Below are 14,684 nucleotides of genomic sequence, written 5' to 3'. Positions count from 1 at the left end.
ATTAAGCCTCCCCTGCGCGCAGGTTCGCGATAAACGGACCGAAGCCATTCTGGCCAAGCCAGAACTTCAGCAGGTTGTCCACACCGTTGCCAGTGAGAGTAGCGCCGGCCAGGCCATCAACCTGATGCATGGCCTTGGGGCTCTGCGGATCAACACCACCCTTGACGACCTGCACAGCCAGTTTGCCATTCTCATCGAACAGGGTTTTGCCTGGCCATTGACCTTTCCACTTCGGATTGTCGACTTCGCCACCCAGACCTGGCGTTTCGCCATGCTGATAGAAGCCCATGCCAACCACGGTATTCAGGTCGCCCTTGACTGCGATAAAGCCATGCAGAGTCGACCACAGGCCGTAACCACGCACCGGCAGAATCAGGGTTTCAACCTGACCGTCCTTCTCCACCACATACACCGTGCTGAAGCGCTCCTGACGCTTGATCCCGGCAATGTCATCGCTGCTTTTGAGCACCGAAGACATTTTCGGATCCTTGGAGGCCTTGAGCGGATCGAAGGTGACCGGGTCCTGAGCATCGGAAAACTTGCCAGTTTCCAGATCCACCAGCTTGGCGCTGATGGTGCCTTTGAACATGTCCTTGACCTGCGCGCTGGACATACTGGCATCGCCCAGACCGGCAATCGCCAGAATACTGCGCTGCTTGTCCAGCAGACGGTTGTCCACCTGAGTCGGTTTCAGCGCGATGGCAGCGCCGGCAACAAATACCGAGCACACCAGGCACACCAACAGGGCCACCACCAGCGTACGGACGGTGGATTCTTTTTGACTAGACATTGCGTGCCAGCCTCCGCTTGATATTGGCTTGAACGACAAAATGGTCGATCAGCGGTGCAAACAGGTTGGCGAACAGAATCGCCAGCATCATGCCCTCCGGGAAGGCCGGGTTGACCACACGGATCAGCACCACCATCACCCCGATCAGGGCACCGAAAATCCACTTGCCGGTATTGGTCATGGACGCCGACACCGGGTCGGTGGCCATAAAGAACATACCGAAGGCAAAACCGCCCACCACCAGGTGCCAGTACCAGGGCATGGCAAACATCGGGTTGGTGGTCGAACCAAGGGCGTTGAGCAACAGGCTCAGGCCGACCATGCCCAGCATCACACCGGCGACAATGCGCCAGGCGGCGATCTTGGTGATCAGCAACACCAGGCCGCCGATAGCAATGGCCAGGGTGCTGGTTTCACCGAGCGAGCCATGAATGGTGCCGACAAAGGCGTCCATCCAGGTAATGCCGTTGTTGATCACGTTGTCGATGCCGCCGGAAGCCGCCAGGCTCAGCGAAGTGGCACCGGCAAAGCCGTCCACCGCAGTCCACACCGCATCACCGGACATCTGCGCCGGGTAGGCGAAGAACAGGAAGGCACGACCGGTCAGCGCCGGGTTGAGGAAGTTCTTGCCGGTACCGCCAAACACTTCCTTACCGATTACCACGCCGAAACTGATACCCAGCGCGACCTGCCACAGCGGAATGCTCGGCGGCAGAATCAGGGCAAAAAGTACCGAAGTGACGAAGAAGCCTTCGTTGACTTCATGCTTGCGGATCGAAGCGAACAGCACTTCCCAGAAGCCACCGACGATAAACGCCGTTGCATACACCGGCAGGAAGTACGCCGCGCCCTGGATAAAGTTATCCCACAGGCTATTCGGGTCAAACCCGGCCAGTGAGCCGATCAGCGCAAAACGCCAGCCTTCCTGGGCGGCCAGCAGTTCAGGGCTGTTAGCGAAGATCAGGTTGGCCTGATAACCGGTGTTCCACATGCCGAAAAACATCATCGGGAAGGTACACAACCACACGGTGATCATCATGCGTTTGAGGTCGATGCCGTCACGCACATGGGCTGTGGTCTTGGTTACGCTGCCAGGGCGGTAGAAGAAGGTGTCAACGGCCTCATAGAGGGCGTACCAGTTCTCGTATTTGCCGCCTTTTTCGAAGTTGTGCTCAATTTTATCGAGGAATGCACGAATACCCATGACTTAACCCTCCTTCTCAATACGGGCGAGGTTATCGCGCAGGATCGGGCCGTACTCATACTTACCTGCACACACGTAGGTGCACAGCGCCAGGTCTTCTTCATCGAGTTCCAGGCAGCCAAGCTTCTGGGCCATCTCGGTGTCGCCAACGATCAGGTAGCGCAGCAGTTGCGTCGGCAGGATATCTAGCGGCATCACCGCTTCGTAGTTACCCACCGGCACCATGGCGCGCGGGCTGCCATTGGTGGTGGTGGAGAAGGCAAACTTCTTCGCTGCATTGAGTTTGGAAACGAAGATGTTCATCACCGAGTGCTTGTTCACCCCGGCGCGCAGGTAATGCATCAACTCACGCTCATTGCCTTCGGTCAGACAGGAAACCTGCAGGTGATAGCGACCAAGGAAGGCAAACGCACCCTGAGCCGTACGCCCACCCAGCACCGAACCGGAAATTACCCGGTGAGTCCCAGGTTGCAGCTGACCAGCCGTCAGTTCACTCAGACTGGCGCCCAGGCGAGTACGCAGCAGACGCGGCTGCTCGACCACGGGACCCGCCAACGCAACGACGCGTTCGGTCCACAGCTGCCCGGTCGTAAAGAGTTTGCCAATGGCGATCACGTCCTGATAGTTCAGTGACCACACACTCTTGTTGGCACTGACTGGGTCCAGAAAGTGGATATGCGTGCCCGCCAGACCAGCTGGGTGCGGGCCGGCAAAGGCTTGCGTCTGCACGTGGCTCAATTGTTCGCCTGGCAGGTTGCTGCCATCGGCCTTGCACAGAAACACCTTGGACAGATTGCCCAACACCTGCAGGCCAGACTCAAAATCTGCGGCGTACTCGGCAATCACTACAGTCGGATCTGCAGCCAGCGGATGAGTATCCATGGCCGTGACGAAAATCGAGCTAGGCTGGGCATCAGCGGTCGGCACCTTGCTGAACGGACGTGCCCGCAATGCAGTCCACAGGCCGGACTGCAGTAGAACCTCACGGACTTTAGGCGCGCCGATGCTCGCCAACTGCGCAGCAGCAAAGGCTTCAAAGGTGACTTGCTCATCCCCCTCAACATCGATCACCACTGATTGCAGTACGCGCTTTTCACCACGATGGATAGCGCTGACCACACCTGCAGCAGGTGCGGTGTACTGCACACCAGGCGCTTTCTTGTCGCTGAACAGCACCTGACCAAGCTTGACACGATCACCAACCTGAACAGCCATGGTTGGCTTCATGCCGTGATAATCGAAGCCTATGACGGCGACGCTGCGCACGGGCCTTGCGGCTTCGATGCGCTGCACCGGCGCTCCGGTTATGGGCAAATCAAGCCCATGTTTTATTTTGATCATAGGTTTGCCTAACCACTGATTTATAAGCTTTTTTAGAATACGGAAGACATCAGCGCAGCAAAGCTGCAACGCAACACCGATGCATGATCAGGTGTTGGGCAAGATGTCAGTCGCGGGAAAAATCTGACCGATTATAGAGTCCACCTTTCGTTGCTGACCACCCAAGCGCTTGCTTTTCATCTTTTTTAAGTAACAGAAGGCAACAGATCGCCGATTGACTGAAACTGATCAACAGGTGAAATACACATATCCCTCCCTACTGGAGTTCTGCCATGCGCCTGTTACTGGTGCTCACCACCCTACTGCTGCTCAGCGGCGAGCTGCTTGCCAATACCCGCGAACGCCTGCAAGAGGCTAACTTCGCACCCACTCGTGAACTTGCGCAGAGCAATCTCGAGCGCAAGAACCAGAGCGTACTCACCTATCTGTGGGCCGATGTCTACGCGGCAGCCTTCTATGCCCCCGCCCAGGCCAGCGCCAGTCAGGCGTTCAGCAAACCACTGAACCAGCGCCTGGAGCTCTACTACTTCCGTAATATAGACAGCCAAGACGTGATCAAGGCTGCCTGGGTCACGCTCGAACGCCAGCACGACGCCAAGACACTCGAACGCCTGCGCCCAGGGCTTGACGCCCTGCACGCCACCTTCCGCGACATTCGCCCAAGTGACCGTTACGCCCTGAACTTCAACACCGACAGCGGCCTTACCCTGGAAGTGAACGGCAAGCCCGTCTTCACCAGCCAGGACCAGGAACTGGCCAAGGCCTACCTGGGCATTTGGCTGTCGCCCAACGGCCTGTCCGACAGTCTGCGCACCAGCCTGCTGGCTGACTAGAGCGCTAAATAGCGCGCATAAAAAAACGGGAGCCGAGGCTCCCGTTTTTATGCGACCTGCGCTTAGCGCGGGAAGGCAGGCGGGTTGACCCCGGCCATGTCTTCCATCACACGCACCACCTGGCAGCTATAACCGAACTCGTTGTCGTACCACACGTACAGCACAACGCGGTTGTCATTGCAGATGGTGGCTTCAGCATCGACCACACCGGCGTGACGCGAGCCAACGAAGTCAGTGGAGACCACTTCCTGCGACTGGACGAAGTCGATCTGCTTCTGCAGGTCCGAGTGCATGGCCATCTGGCGCAGGTACTCGTTGATCTCTTCACGGGTGGTGGCTTTCTCAAGGTTGAGGTTGAGAATGGCCATCGACACGTTCGGCGTCGGTACACGAATGGCGTTGCCGGTCAGCTTGCCTTTCAGCACTGGCAGGGCCTTGGCGGCTGCAGTGGCGGCACCAGTTTCGGTGATTACCATGTTCAGCGGCGCGCTACGACCACGGCGATCGCCCTTGTGGAAGTTGTCGATCAGGTTCTGGTCGTTGGTGTACGAGTGAACGGTCTCGACGTGGCCGTTGACGATGCCGTACTGATCATTCACCGCTTTCAGCACCGGAACGATGGCGTTGGTGGTGCAGGAAGCCGCCGAGATGATCTTGTCATCTGCGGTGATTTCGCTGTGGTTGATGCCGTGCACGATGTTCTTCAGCGCGCCCTTGCCAGGCGCGGTCAGCACCACGCGATCAACGCCCGGGCAAGCCAGGTGTTGGCCCAGACCGTCGGCATCACGCCATACACCGGTGTTGTCGACCAGCAGCGCGTTCTTGATGCCGTACTGGGTGTAATCGACTTCTTTCGGGTCCTTGGCATAGATCACCTGGATCAGGTTGCCGTTGGCCGTCAGGGTGTTGTTCTCTTCGTCGATGGTGATGGTGCCATCGAACTTGCCATGTACCGAATCGCGGCGCAGCAGGCTGGCACGCTTGACCAGATCATTGCTCGCACCTTTGCGCACAACGATGGCTCGCAGGCGCAGGCCGTCGCCACCACCGGTTTTTTCGATCAGGATGCGCGCCAGCAGGCGACCGATACGCCCGAAACCGTAAAGCACCACATCGGTACCTTCGCGGGCTTCGCCGTTCTGTTTGCCTGCCACTTCAGCCAGCTCGTCCTTGACGAACTGCTCAATGCTGCGGTTCTGGCCATCGGTCTTGAACTTGCTGACCATTTTGCCGAGGTCCACGGAGGCGGCCCCCAGCTTGAGTTCGGTCATCGCCTTGAGGACCGGGAAGGTATCGTGGACCGACAATTCGCTGTCGCCAACCAGACGGTGGCGGGCGAAGCGGTGGGCCTTGAGAATATCGATCACCGAACGGTTGATCAGACCGCGGCCGTAGATCGAGGTGACCACGTTGTTGTTACGGTAGAGTTGGCCAATCATCGGAATCATCGCTTCCGCAAGGGCTTCTCGATCGATCCACTCACCGAGACACTGGTCGGGCTTCTGAGTCACGGGCAGTACCTTCCACATGTAGGGGCTGAAAAAAGGGGCTACATTATGACGGCGCGCGCAAGCATGAGCAATGCACGACTGTCGTAACTGACACCGAGCACCAACGCCCGCTACAATCGGCGACCTTGTGTCTTGACCGTGAGCCGCCTGTGTCTGTGCCGACCGCGTCCGTACTGCGTCTACCGTCCCTGCCTGCCACCGCCGGCAAACAGCACTGGGGCAACCTGCCCGGTGCCGCGTTGAGCCTGGCGATTGCCGAAGCCGCCAGCCATGCCAAACGCTTCACCCTGCTGCTGACTGCCGACAGCCAGAGTGCCGAGCGCCTGCAAGAGGAGCTGAGCTTTTTCGCTCCGGATTTGCCGGTGCTGCATTTCCCCGACTGGGAAACCCTGCCCTACGACCTGTTCTCACCGCACCAGGACATTATTTCCCAGCGCATCGCCGCGCTCTACCGTCTGCCCGAGTTGAAGCACGGCGTGCTGGTAGTCCCGATCACCACCGCCCTACATCGCCTGGCGCCCAAGCGTTTTCTGCTCGGCAGCAGCCTGGTGCTGCAAGTCGGGCAGCAACTGGACGTCAACCAGATGCGCGGCAATCTGGAAGCCGCCGGTTACCGCTGCGTCGATACGGTCTATGAACATGGCGAGTTTGCCGTCCGGGGCGCGCTGATCGACCTGTTCCCCATGGGCAGCAACCAGCCGTACCGCATCGACCTGTTCGATGACGAAATCGAAACCCTGCGCACCTTCGACCCGGAAAGCCAGCGCTCCATCGACAAGGTCGATTCGATCAAGCTGCTACCGGCACGTGAATTCCCGCTGGAGAAAAAGGCCGTCACCGACTTTCGCGGACGCTTTCGTGAACGCTTCGACGTAGATTTCCGTCGCTGCCCGATCTACCAGGACCTGAGCACCGGCATCACTCCGGCCGGCATCGAGTACTACCTGCCGCTGTTCTTCGAAGAAACCGCCACCCTGTTCGATTACCTGCCCGCTGATACCCAGGTGTTCTCCTTGCCGGGAATCGAGAAGGCCGCCGAACAGTTCTGGGTGGATGCGCGCAGCCGTTACGAAGACCGCCGCGTCGATCCTGAGCGGCCGCTATTGCCGCCGGCGGATATCTTCCTGCCGGTGGAAGACTGCTTTGCCCGCCTGAAAAACTGGCCACGGGTAGTGGCCAGCCAGGATGACATCGAAGAAGGTGTCGGCCGCACCCGCTTCAACGCTCGCGCCCTGCCCGACCTGGCCATCCAGGCCAAGGCCGGTGAGCCGCTGGCCGCCCTGCGTCGGTTTATCGAGGAATACCCAGGACGGGTATTGTTCTGCGCCGAATCAGCGGGCCGCCGTGAAGTGCTGCTGGAGCTGCTTGCCCGCCTCAAGCTCAAGCCGCGCGAAGTAGCCGACTGGCCCGAGTTCACCGCCAGCAAAGAGCGCCTGGGTATCTGCATCGCCCCGCTGGATGAAGGCCTGCAACTCGATGAGCTGGCGCTGATCGCCGAGAGTCCGCTGTTCGGTCAGCGCGTCATGCAACGCCGTCGCCGCGAAAAGTCGCGCGATGGCGGCGACAACGTGATCAAGAACCTCACCGAGCTGCGCGAAGGCGCGCCAGTGGTGCATATCGACCACGGCGTCGGCCGCTACCTGGGCTTGGTAACCATGGAGTTCGATGACCAGGCGGCCGAATTCCTCGCCCTGATGTACGCCGAGGAAGCCAAGCTCTACGTACCAGTCGCCAGCCTGCACCTGATTGCGCGCTACACCGGCAGCGATGACGCCCTGGCTCCATTGCACCGCCTCGGTTCGGAAACCTGGCAAAAGGCCAAGCGCAAAGCCGCCGAACAGGTGCGCGACGTCGCCGCCGAGTTGCTGGACATCTACGCCCGCCGCGCCGCCCGTGAAGGCTATGCCTTCAAGGACCCACTGGCGGACTACGCCACCTTTAGCGCCGGCTTCCCCTTTGAGGAAACCCCGGACCAGCAGAGCGCCATCGAAGCGGTACTGGCCGATATGCTCGCGCCCAAGCCGATGGATCGCCTGGTCTGCGGCGACGTTGGTTTCGGCAAAACCGAAGTGGCCATGCGTGCGGCCTTTATCGCCGTGCACAGCGGCCGCCAGGTCGCGGTACTGGTGCCCACCACCCTGCTCGCTCAACAGCACTACAACAGTTTCCGCGACCGCTTCGCCGACTGGCCGGTAACGGTTGAAGTGATGAGCCGCTTCAAATCGGCCAAAGAGGTCAACGAAGCGGTAGTCAAGCTGGCCGAAGGCAAGATCGACATCGTTATCGGCACCCACAAGCTGCTGCAGGACGATGTACGCTTCAAGGACCTGGGCCTGTGCATCATCGACGAGGAACACCGTTTCGGCGTGCGCCAGAAGGAACAGCTCAAGGCCCTGCGCAGCGAGGTGGACATCCTCACCCTGACCGCCACGCCGATCCCGCGCACGCTGAACATGGCGGTGTCGGGCATGCGCGACCTGTCGATCATCGCCACCCCGCCGGCGCGGCGCCTGTCGGTGCGCACCTTCGTCATGGAACAGAACAATCCGACGATCAAGGAAGCCCTGCTGCGCGAACTGCTGCGCGGCGGCCAGGTGTATTACCTGCACAACGACGTGAAGACCATCGAGAAGTGTGCCGCCGACCTCGCAGAGCTGGTGCCGGAAGCGCGTATCGGCATCGGCCACGGGCAGATGCGCGAACGCGAGCTGGAACAGGTGATGAGCGACTTCTACCACAAGCGCTTCAACGTGCTGATCGCCTCGACCATCATCGAAACCGGCATCGACGTGCCGAGCGCCAACACCATCATCATCGAGCGCGCCGACAAGTTCGGCCTGGCCCAGCTGCACCAGCTGCGTGGCCGCGTCGGCCGTAGCCATCACCAGGCCTACGCTTACCTGCTGACACCGCCGCGCAAGCAGATGACCGACGACGCACAGAAACGCCTGGAAGCCATCAGCAACGCCCAGGACCTCGGTGCTGGCTTCGTGCTGGCCACCCATGACCTGGAAATCCGCGGTGCTGGTGAGTTGCTCGGTGACGGCCAGAGCGGCCAGATTCAGGCCGTCGGCTTCACCCTCTACATGGAAATGCTCGAGCGCGCGGTGAAATCGATCCGCAAGGGCGAGCAACCTAACCTCGACCAGCCACTGGGAGGCGGACCGGAGATCAACCTGCGGGTTCCCGCACTGATCCCCGAAGACTACCTACCGGATGTGCATGCGCGACTGATCCTCTACAAGCGCATCGCCAACGCCGTCGACGAGGACGGCCTGAAAGAGCTGCAGGTGGAAATGATCGACCGGTTTGGCCTGCTGCCCGAGCCGACCAAGAATCTGGTGCGCATCACCCTGCTCAAACTGCAGGCCGAAAAGCTCGGGATCAAGAAGATCGACGCAGGCCCACAGGGCGGACGCCTCGAATTTGCCGCCGACACCTGTGTCGACCCGCTCACCCTGATCAAGCTGATCCAGAGCCAACCGACCCGCTACAAGTTCGAAGGCGCCACGCTGTTCCGCTTCCTGGTACCCATGGAACGCCCAGAAGAACGCTTCAACACTCTCGAAGCCCTGCTCGAGCGTTTACTTTCGCAATCTGTAAAGGACTGACCCATGCGCGCACTTCGCACCCTGACCCTGCTGCCGCTTCTCCTGCTGTGCCTGCTCAACAGCACTACCGCTCTGGCTGACAGCCTGTACCAGGTTGAAGTCATCGTCTTCCGCCAGGCCGCCACGCCGATTTCTGCCGGCCAGCTGCCACCGGATAACTGGGCGCAGAATGCCTTGCCTGTGGATGGCAGCAACAGCCGCAGCCCGGCGCTGAATGCCGAAGCCGGCAAACTCAACCCATCCAGCGGTTATCAGGTGCTGCTGCACCAGGCCTGGTCGCAGAGCCTTGGCAGTGCAACCAGCAGCGTGGCCATCAGCACCGGCAATGAACAGTTCGGCCACTACCCTGTAGAAGGCCGCATCAGTCTCAAGGAAGGCCGCCTGATCGAGCTGGAGAGCGACATCTGGGTCAACCAGTTCGACGCCAGCGGCATCCTCAGCGACAGCGAACGCATCAAGCAGAGCACCCGCCTGAAAAGCGGCGAATTGACCTTTGTCGACAACGGCAGCCTCGGAATGCTGATTCGCGTCAGCCCACTGTAAGCAAACGGGCACAAAAAAGGGCCGCATTGGGCGGCCCTTTTTATTGCAGATGCACGCCCCAGTCAGCTGGCCAATACCCGCGCCAACACCGCCTTGACCGTCCCCATGCCCTCCTCTAGCGCGCGCTCGATCTCCGCCATGGTGATCAGGGCCCGCGACTTGCCCGCAGCCGGGTTCACCACCAGCGCCAGGCAGGCATAGGGCAAAGCCAGCTCGCGAGCCAGAGCCGTCTCCGGCATACCGGTCATGCCGACGATGTCACAGCCGTCGCGCTCCATGCGGGCAATCTCGGCTACGGTTTCCAAACGTGGGCCCTGGGTGCAACCATACACGCCATGATTGCTGAATGCGCCATGTTCGGCCGCCAACGCCTGGGCAAGCTTGGCCCGCAACCCTGCATCATAGGGGTGACTGAAATCCACATGGGTGACGTGCTCCAACTCACCTTCGAAGAAGGTGTGTTCACGGCCATGGGTGTAGTCGATGATTTGATGCGGCAGGCAAAAATGCCCAGTGCCCATGGCCGCATGAATGCCGCCAACCGCATTTACCGCGATGACAGCCTTGGCCCCGGCCTCACGCAGCGCCCAGAGGTTGGCGCGGTAATTGACTTGATGCGGCGGGATGCGGTGCGGATGACCGTGACGGGCGAGGAACAGTACCTCGCGCCCGGCGTAGTCCCCCTTGAGCACCGCCGCAGAGGGCGCGCCATAGGGCGTATCGATATGCAACGCGGCCTTGATGGTCAGACCGTCCAGCTTGGTCAGCCCCGTACCGCCGATAATCGCGTAAACCGTCATCCATTACTCCTCAGTCGATTAATTGCGCATCGCGCAGGCTAGCAAGTGCCGCCAGCCAACGCGGGTTCTGCCGATACTCAATACCGGGGAAGGCCTGCCGACGCATCCGCGCCAGACCTTGCGGCGGCTCCACCTTGAGGCGCTGCAAGGCGCTCAAGGCTAGCTCTGCCGCGGCCCGGTCATTACATACCAGGCCCATGTCACAACCGGCCACCAACGCTGCCTCGATACGGCAAGCCGCATCGCCAACCACATGGGCACCGGCCATAGACAGATCGTCGCTGAAAATCACCCCATCAAAAGCCAGCTCACCACGCAGAATGTCCTGCAGCCAGCGCCGGGAGAAACCCGCAGGCTGACTGTCCACCTGAGGGTAGATCACATGGGCGGGCATCACCGCAGCCAACTGCCGGCTCAATTGCGCAAAAGGCTGTAAATCGACAGCGCGAATCTGCTCCAGGCTGCGCTCATCTACCGGAATCGCCACATGGGAATCCGCCTCGGCCCAACCATGCCCGGGGAAATGCTTACCGGTGGCAGCCATGCCGGCGGCATTCATCCCACGGATAAACGCACCGGCCAGACGGGTCGCCAGCTCGGGGTTACCCTCGAAGCTGCGACTCCCAACCACCGCACTGCGCTGATGATCGAGATCCAGCACCGGGGCAAAACTCAGGTCCAAGCCGGCGGCCAGCACCTCGGTGGCCATAACCCAGCCGCACTGCTCAGCCAACTGCTCGGCATTGGCGTTATCGGCCAGCGCACGCATCGCCGGTAACCGCACGAAGCCCTGACGCAAACGCTGCACCCGCCCACCTTCCTGATCCACTGCCAGCAACAGATCCGGACGCACGGCGCGAATTGCCGCCGACAATTCGCGCACCTGGCGCGGGTCTTCAATATTGCGCGCAAACAGAATCAACCCAGCCACCTGCGGCTGACGCAGGATCTGGCGATCCTCGGCGGTCAGCCAGGTGCCGGCGATGTCCAGCATCAACGAACCTTGCATGGGTGCACTCACAAGTTTTCCTTAAAGTAGCGGCGCGGCTGCCCACTCGGGGCAGGCCGCCTCGTCAATCCGTACCGCACATTGAACCGGGACACGCGCAAATAGTTCCAGCAGGTCGCTGTTACGCAGACGCACGCAGCCATGCGACAGCGCAACGCCCATGGGCTCACTGTCCGGCGTACCGTGCAGGTAGATATAACGACGAAAGGTGTCGACAGCGCCCAGACGATTACGCCCCGGCTCACAACCACTCAACCAGAGGATCCGCGTGAGAATCCAGTCACGACCGGGAAATTGCGCATGCAACTCGGGCGACCAGACCTCGCCCGTCCAGCGCCGACCGCGCAACACGGCAGCGCTCGGCAAACCATCACCAATCTTCGCCCGCACCACGTGCAAGCCACGCGGTGTGCAGCCAGAGCCATTGAGCTCGCCAGCGCCATTCAACGCAGTTGAAACACTCAGGCGCAGCTGCAGCTGCCCGTTGGCAAAGCCATACAGGCGCTGATCGGCGAGGGAAATATGCAGAAGATCGAGGGTAACCATGGGCGGCTAGCTTAGCGGATCGCATCCGCCAAGCCCACCGGCGACAGTCAAACTTTGCTGGGCGTGACGCTGTTCTTGGTACGCGGCTTGAGCTGCGCACTGGCCAGGGCTTCATCGGTCAAGCCGGTTTCCGAACGCATACCGGCGGCCAGGAACGGCACCATCAGGCGCATGACCTGCTCAATCGAGGTATTAACGCCGAAATCGGTTTCCGACATCGCGCGCAGAGCCTTTATCCCCGACATGCTGAACGCCGCAGCACCCAGCATAAAGTGCACACGCCAGAACAGTTCCAGAGGCGGAATGCGCGGCGCGGCTTCATGTACCAGCTGCATATAGCGGCGGAACACCTTGCCGTAAACCTCTTCCAGGTACTTACGCAGGTGGCCCTGACTCTGACTGAAGGCCAGACCAAGCAGACGCATGAAGATGGAGAGGTCGTTGCCACTGCGCGGCTTTACCGCCAGCGCCTGCTCGACCAGCAACTCGAGCAATTCCTCCAGGCTGACCTTAACATCAGGCTTGGCCTGACGGCGGTCCAGTTCACGCTCAAGGCTGACACAGAATGGTCCGAGAAAGCGTGAGAACACCGCCTGAATCAGGGCCTTCTTCGAACCGAAGTGATAGTTCACCGCAGCCAGATTGACGCCGGCCTTGCTGGTGATCAAGCGCAGAGAGGTTTCTGCGAAACCCTTCTCCGCAAAAAGCTGCTCTGCCGCATCGAGAATGCGTTCAACGGTTTCCGACTGGGCCATGACTCTTTTCATCTGAACAAACACTTGTTTGAAACATACGTTTCAGCCGCCCGCCTTGTCAAGTCGGGCAAACCATCTTGTGGCCGGGTGGTCACACGCATCCTGCAAACAGCAGCATCAACTCAAACTAGACGACCCACACACGAGCCGAGTAACAGTCAGCTCATCATGCTGGCGAGAAGTGCATTGAGTAGAGATCAGAACACAAGGATTGCCAATCGCCGATCACTGTATATAATTCCAGTCACTGTACAAAAAAACAGAGCCGACCATGCTAAAACTGACGCCGCGCCAAGCTGAGATTCTCGCCTTCATCAAGCAGTGCCTTGAAGACAATGGCTATCCGCCTACCCGCGCGGAAATCGCCTTGAAACTGGGCTTCAAATCCCCCAACGCCGCTGAAGAGCACCTCAAGGCCCTGGCCCGTAAAGGTGCAATCGAGATGACTCCCGGCGCTTCACGTGGAATCCGCATTCCTGGCTTCGAGCCCAATACCGAGGAGGACGAAGGTTTGCCGGTGGTTGGCCGCGTCGCCGCAGGCGCACCGATTCTGGCGCAGCAGCATGTCGAAGAGTCCTGCAAGATCAATCCAGACTTCTTCCACCCCAAGGCCGACTACCTGCTGCGCGTACGCGGCATGAGCATGAAAGACATCGGCATTTTCGACGGTGACCTGCTGGCCGTACACACCACCCGCGAAGCCCGTAATGGCCAAGTGGTGGTGGCGCGTCTCGATGATGAAGTGACCGTCAAACGCTTCAAGCGCGAGGGCAACAAGGTTTGGCTGATTGCCGAAAACCCGGAGTTCGCGCCGATCGAAGTAAATCTGGAAGAGCAGGATTTGATCATTGAAGGCTTGAGCGTCGGCGTTATCCGCCGCTAGTGGAGGAGTTATGCAGTTCCCGCATTCGCTGAACCGTACACAACTGCCCTTGTTCGACGCCTTCCTGGCTTCGGCGAGTAACCCGCTGCTTGCCGAAGCCGCGGAATTGCCTTGGCAGGACGAGACAGAAGCTTTCAGTGAAATATCGCTACGCGGTGCGGCCGGACACTGCCTTAACCTTCTCGCTCCGATTCTGCGCGAACTTAGCGACAACCACGACGAACGTTGGCTAACCCTGATCGCGCCACCCTCAAGCCTTACCCAGGCCTGGCTGCGCGAAGCAGGCCTAAACCGCGAACGCATCCTGCTGTTGCACCCACGCGGCGAACAAAGTGCACTGGAATTGACGCGGCAGGCACTGACGCTGGGCCGCAGTCATACCGTAGTCAGCTGGCTGCACCCATTGGAACGCCAGGCGCGGCAACAGCTTGAGCAGGCTGCACGCCTGGGCAAGGCACAAAGCCTGAATATCAGTTTGGGATAGTTGGCCAGAAATCACGCACAAGGAATGTGCGTATCGGCCAGTAGAAACCTGATGCAGAAGCAGCCATGACGAGCAGAACGCTCTGGCTCAGAGCCAAAGCAATTCTGCAATCAATGCAGAACCCTTGGTCCTTCTTCCTGCTGGAAATTGTTTTCAGCCAAGCGCCCCGCCATCTGCACACCGACATTGAGCATTGCCTTGGCCACCTCGACGTGCTGCCCCTGCAAGAAAGCTTTAGCATCAGCAGAGAAATCCAGCACCACCAGTGACTCTTCATCCTCTGCACGACGCAGGGCAATACGCCCGTCAGGCAATTCGACAATTTCCAGGAATGATGTAGGCATTGGCTTAACTCTCCACGAAAGGTCGACAGT

Annotated in this window: 14 protein-coding genes; 5 read left to right on the top strand and 9 right to left on the bottom strand. The window is 59.9% G+C overall.

Going from position 1 to position 14,684, the window contains the following annotated elements; all coding sequences use genetic code 11:
• Position 1: 1 nt before the first annotated feature.
• From ACOCLD_RS09835 to ACOCLD_RS09825, 3 genes are read right to left on the bottom strand one after another with little or no spacing between them, the layout of a single operon-like run.
• A complete protein-coding gene (locus ACOCLD_RS09835; RefSeq protein WP_422909025.1) occupies positions 2 to 790 on the bottom strand; it encodes a Na(+)-translocating NADH-quinone reductase subunit C in 789 nt (262 codons plus the stop codon).
• Complete coding sequence (locus tag ACOCLD_RS09830; RefSeq protein WP_257778169.1) at positions 783 to 1,994, bottom strand: NADH:ubiquinone reductase (Na(+)-transporting) subunit B; 1,212 nt, start codon at positions 1,992 to 1,994, stop codon at positions 783 to 785. Before ACOCLD_RS09830 ends, ACOCLD_RS09835 begins: the two co-directional genes overlap by 8 nt.
• A gap of 3 nt (positions 1,995 to 1,997) precedes the next feature.
• The gene (locus ACOCLD_RS09825; RefSeq protein ID WP_422909024.1) at positions 1,998 to 3,335 is read right to left on the bottom strand and encodes a Na(+)-translocating NADH-quinone reductase subunit A; all 1,338 of its coding nucleotides are present in this window, start codon (positions 3,333 to 3,335) and stop codon (positions 1,998 to 2,000) included.
• Between the two features lie 272 nt (positions 3,336 to 3,607).
• Between ACOCLD_RS09825 and ACOCLD_RS09820 the strand changes: the two genes are divergently transcribed.
• The gene (locus ACOCLD_RS09820; RefSeq protein WP_257778167.1) at positions 3,608 to 4,168 is read left to right on the top strand and encodes a chalcone isomerase family protein; all 561 of its coding nucleotides are present in this window, start codon (positions 3,608 to 3,610) and stop codon (positions 4,166 to 4,168) included.
• Positions 4,169 to 4,230: 62 nt separating this feature from the next.
• On the opposite strand, the gene ACOCLD_RS09815 is transcribed toward ACOCLD_RS09820, so the two are convergent.
• Positions 4,231 to 5,697 (bottom strand): glyceraldehyde-3-phosphate dehydrogenase, encoded by a 1,467-nt coding sequence (locus tag ACOCLD_RS09815; RefSeq protein WP_422909023.1) that lies wholly within the window; start codon positions 5,695 to 5,697, stop codon positions 4,231 to 4,233.
• Positions 5,698 to 5,834: 137 nt separating this feature from the next.
• Between ACOCLD_RS09815 and mfd the strand changes: the two genes are divergently transcribed.
• Together mfd and ACOCLD_RS09805 are read left to right on the top strand one after the other, a co-directional pair.
• The gene (gene mfd, locus ACOCLD_RS09810) at positions 5,835 to 9,290 is read left to right on the top strand and encodes a transcription-repair coupling factor (RefSeq protein ID WP_422911785.1); all 3,456 of its coding nucleotides are present in this window, start codon (positions 5,835 to 5,837) and stop codon (positions 9,288 to 9,290) included.
• A 3-nt stretch (positions 9,291 to 9,293) separates the two neighbouring features.
• Positions 9,294 to 9,833, top strand: coding sequence for a CsiV family protein (locus tag ACOCLD_RS09805; RefSeq protein ID WP_422909022.1), 540 nt, complete (start codon positions 9,294 to 9,296; stop codon positions 9,831 to 9,833).
• A 62-nt stretch (positions 9,834 to 9,895) separates the two neighbouring features.
• On the opposite strand, the gene ACOCLD_RS09800 is transcribed toward ACOCLD_RS09805, so the two are convergent.
• Genes ACOCLD_RS09800 through ACOCLD_RS09785 form a run of 4 tightly spaced genes read right to left on the bottom strand, consistent with a single transcriptional unit; the run spans position 9,896 to position 12,943 of the window.
• Positions 9,896 to 10,633, bottom strand: coding sequence for an S-methyl-5'-thioinosine phosphorylase (locus ACOCLD_RS09800; RefSeq protein WP_422909021.1), 738 nt, complete (start codon positions 10,631 to 10,633; stop codon positions 9,896 to 9,898).
• A 10-nt stretch (positions 10,634 to 10,643) separates the two neighbouring features.
• Positions 10,644 to 11,642, bottom strand: a complete 999-nt coding sequence (nagZ, locus tag ACOCLD_RS09795; RefSeq protein WP_422911784.1) for a beta-N-acetylhexosaminidase — start codon at positions 11,640 to 11,642, stop codon at positions 10,644 to 10,646.
• A 21-nt stretch (positions 11,643 to 11,663) separates the two neighbouring features.
• Entirely contained in the window at positions 11,664 to 12,188 is a 525-nt protein-coding gene (locus tag ACOCLD_RS09790) for a L,D-transpeptidase family protein (protein WP_422909020.1), read from the bottom strand.
• Between the two features lie 47 nt (positions 12,189 to 12,235).
• A complete protein-coding gene (locus ACOCLD_RS09785) occupies positions 12,236 to 12,943 on the bottom strand; it encodes a TetR/AcrR family transcriptional regulator (RefSeq protein ID WP_422909019.1) in 708 nt (235 codons plus the stop codon).
• A 271-nt stretch (positions 12,944 to 13,214) separates the two neighbouring features.
• Between ACOCLD_RS09785 and lexA the strand changes: the two genes are divergently transcribed.
• Positions 13,215 to 13,826, top strand: coding sequence for a transcriptional repressor LexA (gene lexA / locus ACOCLD_RS09780; RefSeq protein WP_422909018.1), 612 nt, complete (start codon positions 13,215 to 13,217; stop codon positions 13,824 to 13,826).
• Between the two features lie 10 nt (positions 13,827 to 13,836).
• Positions 13,837 to 14,310 carry an SOS-induced cell division inhibitor SulA gene (gene sulA, locus ACOCLD_RS09775; RefSeq protein ID WP_257778160.1) on the top strand — a complete coding sequence of 158 codons (474 nt, stop codon included), beginning with the start codon at positions 13,837 to 13,839 and terminating at the stop codon, positions 14,308 to 14,310.
• Between the two features lie 110 nt (positions 14,311 to 14,420).
• Here the strand turns inward: sulA and ACOCLD_RS09770 are convergent, their stop codons facing one another.
• Entirely contained in the window at positions 14,421 to 14,654 is a 234-nt protein-coding gene (locus tag ACOCLD_RS09770) for a hypothetical protein (RefSeq protein WP_090248059.1), read from the bottom strand.
• Positions 14,655 to 14,684: the final 30 nt, after the last annotated feature.

The organism is Pseudomonas cimarronensis, assembly GCF_049331905.1.
GTDB lineage: Bacteria > Pseudomonadota > Gammaproteobacteria > Pseudomonadales > Pseudomonadaceae > Aquipseudomonas.
The sequence above is the reverse complement of the archived record's forward strand: the minus strand, read 5'-3'. Positions and strand labels throughout refer to the sequence as shown.